The organism is Pseudoalteromonas sp. SR45-5 (assembly GCF_014163565.1).
Classification (GTDB): Bacteria; Pseudomonadota; Gammaproteobacteria; order Enterobacterales; family Alteromonadaceae; genus Pseudoalteromonas; species Pseudoalteromonas distincta.
The window spans coordinates 1-6527 of sequence record NZ_JACJDN010000191.1 but is presented as its reverse complement, the minus strand read 5'-3'; the positions used below and the strand labels follow the sequence as shown (position 1 = coordinate 6527).

5 protein-coding genes are annotated in these 6527 nt (G+C 42.2%); 4 read left to right on the top strand and 1 reads right to left on the bottom strand.

All coding sequences use genetic code 11. The features are described from left to right. The first annotated feature begins 141 nt into the window (after positions 1–141). From H5072_RS09070 to gcvP, 4 genes are all read left to right on the top strand, one after another. Complete coding sequence (locus H5072_RS09070; protein ID WP_182693326.1) at positions 142–741, top strand: hypothetical protein; 600 nt, start codon at positions 142–144, stop codon at positions 739–741. 98 nt (positions 742–839) lie between these two features. Next, positions 840–1922 (top strand): glycine cleavage system aminomethyltransferase GcvT, encoded by a 1083-nt coding sequence (gene gcvT / locus H5072_RS09065; RefSeq protein ID WP_024590230.1) that lies wholly within the window; start codon positions 840–842, stop codon positions 1920–1922. Between the two features lie 73 nt (positions 1923–1995). Beyond that, complete coding sequence (gene gcvH, locus H5072_RS09060) at positions 1996–2385, top strand: glycine cleavage system protein GcvH (RefSeq protein ID WP_002958029.1); 390 nt, start codon at positions 1996–1998, stop codon at positions 2383–2385. A gap of 175 nt (positions 2386–2560) precedes the next feature. Next, a complete protein-coding gene (gene gcvP, locus H5072_RS09055) occupies positions 2561–5452 on the top strand; it encodes an aminomethyl-transferring glycine dehydrogenase (RefSeq protein WP_182693325.1) in 2892 nt (963 codons plus the stop codon). A gap of 659 nt (positions 5453–6111) precedes the next feature. Here the strand turns inward: gcvP and H5072_RS09050 are convergent. After that, the coding region (locus H5072_RS09050) for a hypothetical protein (RefSeq protein ID WP_182693324.1) at positions 6112–6527 on the bottom strand (416 nt) is incomplete at its 5' end.

Sequence of the window (6527 nt, the reverse complement as noted above, 5' to 3'; positions counted from 1 at the left end):
TGATATGTTTTTCATATTTAAAATTACAATTTATATAGCCATATATATAAGTATTATTTATCAATTGATAAATAATTACAATTTGTTGTTGATAGACGTGGGCAATATACTTTTGTAATCGAAAATACACAGGTGTTTGTTATGACTTTTAACCCAATAATGTTTGCCCGCCACAGCAACGCAAGTAGTGCGGTTACTAACGCTTTGCAAACTAACAACAATCACGTTGTAATGGATTTTAGCGGAACCGAAACCAGTGTATTTTTAAGCACTATTTTAGGCCTTGATTTAACTAAGCTTACCGCCAGCGGTTTAGGCTTAAAAGGCACGCTTGATGGCGACTATAATTCTGACTACAGTTTTGCTGTTTATTACTTTAGCGAAACCGCCTTTAGATTCGTACTACCACACAACGCAAGCCTTCAACTACAAGCGCTTATAAACGAGCAGCAATTACGTTTTGATATTGATTATGTAGTACGCACCGACCTAGCAAGCTTTATTTTAAGTGGCGACAACGCATTTGATACCCTAGTTAATGCTTTTAAATTAACACCAGGTTTGCGCCTTTCTGACGCGCAACTTTGCTACGGTGCACAAAGCGGTGATGTATTTATTACCGCCATTGATAAAAACGACGAACAACACTTTGTATTAGTAGCTAAACAACAAGAATTACAAAAATGGCAAAGCTACATGCAAGTGCAAGGCTTTGCACTTATGCATAGTGAAGCCGCATAACGAATAAAAACAACAGGCGAGCATAACAATGTTTACCTGTTTTTATATCTATTTAAGCCACGCCCTAAACAGGGTTAATTTAAACGTGAAGGAATGTTATGACTTCTAAAACTGTACTACATGCTAAGCACCTAGAAGCGGGCGCAAAAATGGTTGATTTTCATGGCTGGGAAATGCCAATCAACTACGGCTCACAAATAGAAGAACACAATAGCGTACGTACCGACGCTGGTATGTTTGACGTATCACACATGACTATTGTTGATATTGAAGGGCCTCAAGCAAAAGCATTTTTACGTAAGCTAGTAGCTAACGACGTTGCAAAATTAACCGTACCAGGCAAAGCGCTTTACACAGGCATGCTTAACGAGCAAGGCGGTGTAATAGACGACTTAATTATTTATTTCTTTAGTGAAACGTTTTACCGCCTAGTTGTTAACTCAGCGACGCGCGAAAAAGACCTAGCGCATTTAGCTAACGTATCGAGCGACTTTGACGTAACTGTTACAGAGCGCCCAGAGTTTGCAATGATTGCAGTGCAAGGCCCTAACGCTAAAGCAAAAACAGCTACTCTTTTAAATGCTGAGCAACAAGCCGCTGTTGAAGGTATGAAGCCATTTTTTGGTGTTCAAGTAGGTGATTTATTTATTGCCACAACGGGTTATACTGGCGAAGACGGTTACGAAATAGTAGTACCGAACGACCAAGCAGCCGATTTATGGCAACAACTGCTAGACGCAGGTGTTAAACCTGCTGGTTTAGGTGCACGCGACACGCTACGTTTAGAAGCAGGTATGAACCTTTACGGCCTAGATATGGACGAAAGCGTATCACCACTTGCAGCTAACATGGCATGGACCATTGCATGGGAACCAGAAGATCGTGACTTTATTGGTCGTGACGTACTTGTTAAGCAACGCGCAGAAAAAAGCACTGACAAACTAGTTGGCTTAGTGTTTGAAGAAAAAGGCGTTTTGCGTAGCGGTTCTAAAGTAATTGTTGATGGTGGTGAAGGTATTATTACTTCTGGTACTTTTTCACCAACACTTGGTTTTAGTGTAGCCCTTGCACGTGTACCACGTTCAACAGGCGATACAGCTCAAGTAGAAATGCGTAAAAAATTAGTAAACGTTAAAGTAGTAAAGCCTAGCTTTGTACGTAACGGTAAATCAATAATTTAAATAATTTGGTTATATCAATCAGTGTAATTACAGTGATTGATATCCTCCCAATATAAACCAAAGGACAAATAAAATGAGCAACATTCCTAGCGAGTTAAAATACGCACCTTCACACGAGTGGGTTCGTAACGAAGGCGACGGTACATTTACTGTTGGTATTTCTGAGCATGCACAAGAACTTCTTGGCGACATGGTATTTGTTGAATTACCAGAAGTTGGCGACGAAGTAGACGCTGGCGAAGACTGTGCAGTAGCAGAGTCAGTTAAAGCAGCATCAGACATTTACGCACCTATCAGTGGCGAAATTGTTGCTATTAACGAAGAACTTGAAGACTCACCAGAAACAGTAAACAACGACGCTTACGGCGACGGTTGGTTATTCCGTATTAAAGCATCTGACGAGTCTGAGCTAGACAACTTATTAGACGCTGAAGGTTACTCGCACACTATCGACGAAGAATAATTATTCTTTGTAGATAACTAAAAGCCCCGTGTGTTTTATTTAGATATCGGGGCTTTTATGATTTTACAGTTAACTTTTCCATACAAAGTAAGCTGTTAAATTATAAGAATTTTAAGTTATTGCTGTTTACCCATCAGCAGTAGCCACATTTTTTGGATCATAGGAATCTGGACACATGTCAAACGCCAAATCTCTTGAAGAACTAGAGCAAAAGCAAGATTTTATTCGCCGCCATATTGGGCCAAGCCCAGCACAAGTAAGCGATATGCTAAGTGCTTTAGAAGTATCGAGTGTGCAAGAGCTCATTGACCAAACTGTACCGGCTAGCATTCGTCTAGAACAACCGCTAACAGTTGGACAAAGCCGTACTGAAGTTGAAACACTAAGCTACTTAAAATCAGTAGCCAGCAAAAATAAAGTTTTCAAATCGTACATTGGCCAAGGCTACCACCCAACTAACGTACCGCACGTAATTTTACGTAACGTACTAGAAAATCCAGGTTGGTATACAGCGTACACACCGTATCAGCCAGAGATTGCTCAAGGGCGTTTAGAATCATTATTAAACTTCCAAACTATGACCCTAGATTTAACCGGTCTTGATTTAGCAAGTGCGTCACTACTTGACGAATCAACAGCGGCTGCGGAGGCTATGGGCCTTGCAAAACGCGTATCAAAAGCTAAAAAAGCCAATGCCTTTTTTATTGCCGACGACGTACACACACAAACAATCGACGTAGTAACAACGCGTGCCGAGCAGTTTGGATTTGAAATAATTGTAGGTAAAGCAGAAGATGCCGTAAACCACGACATTTTTGGCGCATTGTTCCAATACCCAACTACATCGGGCGAAGTGGTAGACATAACTGACCTAATTGCTGGCGTACAAAGCAAAAAGGCGATTGCCTGTGTTGCTGCCGACATAATGAGTTTATTACTGTTAAAAGCGCCGGGTAAACTAGGTGCAGACGTAGTTCTTGGTTCGGCTCAACGTTTTGGCGTACCTATGGGTTACGGCGGTCCACACGCTGCATTTTTTGCAACACGTGACGCATACAAGCGTTCATTACCAGGTCGTATTATTGGTGTATCTAAAGACCGTTTAGGTAACGACGCACTACGTATGGCAATGCAAACGCGCGAACAACACATTCGCCGCGACAAAGCCAATTCAAACATTTGTACAGCACAAGTATTACTTGCCAACATGGCAGCGTTTTACGCGGTGTACCACGGCCCACAAGGCTTAAAAACTATCGCGCAGCGTATACATCGCTTTGCTGATATTTTAGCAAGTGGCCTTAAAGCTAAAGGCATCGCACTTAAGCACAGCACTTGGTTTGATACGCTAACAGTAGTAAGCGATAGCAAAGACGACGTAATAGCGCGTGCAATTGCAAAAGGCGTAAACTTTGCAACAAACCACGAAGGCGAGTATTCAATTTCGGTATCAGAGACTACAACACGTGCAGATATCGCTGAGTTATTCGATATTATTTTAGGCGAAGGCCATGGCCTAAGTGTTGACGCTATTGCAGCAGACGTTGAAGCAAATGGCAGCGAGTCTATCCCTGCAAGTTTAGTACGTGACGACGAAGTACTAACGCATCCAAACTTTAACAGCTACCACAGCGAAACAGACATGCTTCGCTACATTAAGCGACTAGAAAGCAAAGACTTATCGCTTAATCACTCAATGATCTCGTTAGGCTCATGTACCATGAAACTAAACGCGACTGCTGAGATGATCCCAATTACGTGGCCTGAGTTTGCAAACCTTCACCCATTCTGCCCGCTAGATCAAGCAGAGGGTTACCAAATAATGATTGGCGAGCTTCACGACTGGCTAGTAAACATTACCGGTTACGATGCAGTATCACTTCAGCCAAACTCTGGCGCGCAAGGTGAATACGCAGGCTTAATCGCGATTCGTAAATACCACGAGTCACGCGGCGACGCACACCGTAATGTATGTTTAATCCCAAGCTCTGCGCACGGTACTAATCCTGCATCAGCGCAAATGGCGAGCATGAAAATTGTGGTAGTTAACTGCGACAAAAACGGTAACGTAGACATGGCAGACCTTAAAGCAAAAGCTGAGGAAGTGTCTGAAAACTTATCGTGCATCATGATCACATACCCGTCTACGCATGGCGTATATGAAGAAACAATTCGCGAAATTTGTGACATTATTCATGAGCACGGCGGCCAAGTTTACATGGACGGCGCTAACATGAACGCGCAAGTTGGTGTAACAAGCCCAGGCTTTATTGGCTCAGACGTATCGCACTTAAACTTGCATAAAACGTTTTGTATTCCACACGGCGGCGGTGGTCCAGGTGTTGGCCCAATTGGTGTTAAATCGCACCTTGCGCCATTTATGCCAAACCACAGCGTAATTAACGTACCAGGTACTAACATTGGTAACGGTGCGGTATCGGCAGCGCCTTTCGGCTCAGCCGCTATTTTACCTATTTCATGGGCTTACATCACCATGATGGGTTCAGAGGGCTTAAAACAAGCCACTGAAATGGCCATTGTGAACGCTAACTACTTAACGCATGAGCTAAGCAAGCACTTCCCAATTTTATACCGTGGTCGTAACAACCGTGTTGCTCACGAATGTATTGTTGACTTACGCCCGCTTAAAGAGCAATCAGGCATTACTGAAATGGACGTAGCTAAGCGCTTGCAAGACTACGGCTTCCATTCACCAACAATGTCGTTCCCAGTAGCTGGCACATTAATGATTGAGCCAACTGAGTCTGAATCAAAAGGTGAGATTGATCGCTTTATCGAAGCTATGGTGTCAATTAAAGGCGAAATTGAAAAAGTAATCTCTGGCGAATGGTCAATCGAAAACAACCCGCTAGTGTTTGCACCGCATACACAAGGCGACGTGTTAGGTAACGAATGGGATCGCGCGTACGACCGTTTTTACGCTGCATTCCCAGTGCCTGCAGTGGCTAAAAACAAGTTCTGGCCAACCGTTACACGTATAGATGACGTATACGGCGACCGTAACTTAGTATGTTCATGCCCAGCGGTTGAGACATATAGAGATTGATAATTTTTAAAATTTCCAATTAAAGATTGGGAATTTATAAAATTGAAAAAGCCGTTGCAGCAATGTAGCGGCTTTTTTATGTGTGGTGATTCGCTATAAATAATATGGGCGTAGGTTGGGTAGAGTGAAACGAAACCCAACAAATCACAAATATACTTACTCGCTCAAAAGCCAAGAGTATGTGTTATTTATGTAGGCGTTTAGCTTGCTGACGCGCGGGCGGCAGCCCGAATAAGTATTTAAATAGGTACTTGGAATTACTATTACAGATAACGCGAATACGTTTGGCACTTCTAGAGATTAGAAACCTTATTCAAGGTTTTGTCGCGCTGGCGACCGCAGCCAAAGAGGGGCTGCCGCTGGTCCCTCTCTGGACACTCTCAGCGCACCCGAGCATCACGCTATTTCCTTCAAACCACAATTGATGTGAACGTAAACGGCGAAGATAGGCCATCCATGGCCTAGTTTCGCCTTATCGCGCATCCGTGCGCGACATTACTCATCAATTGCTTATTTTCAGGGCGTGATGACGGGGAAAGGTGTTAAACGTGAGGTTGGTGTTTGGTCTTGGAAAGAAACGAGACCTAACGTTCTGCAATTTTTGGTTGGTTCGATCCTTTTGATCCTATTTTATTCTACTGATGTAATACAAACATATACTATGACTCACAAATTTCTGATAGGAAAGTAACTTGAGCTTCGGTAAGTTCATATACTTTATTACTTAAAAGCTTAACAACCTCTAGGCAGATACTTTTCTTTTGCCCTTCTCCTGACAATTGAAAAGGAGCTTTATCTGGATTTTCGAGTTTTGCCGCATTCTCAGCATACATAAAAATTTGAGTATTCAAGTTAGCTGCCTTTGACTTATTGTCTCTTAGCTTCTTTTTAATAATTGAATATTTAGCATTTTTTAATATTTTATTTACGGAATCGAACATAAGCTCATTGGGTAAAAAATCTTCGACTTCCCAGTCAAAATTTTTACTTTTCTTATCCCAGACAGTACCGTCTTCCTTTGGATAAACTAATAGCTCTATATTTAGATTTGAGAATCTATTTTTTTTAATGCTAT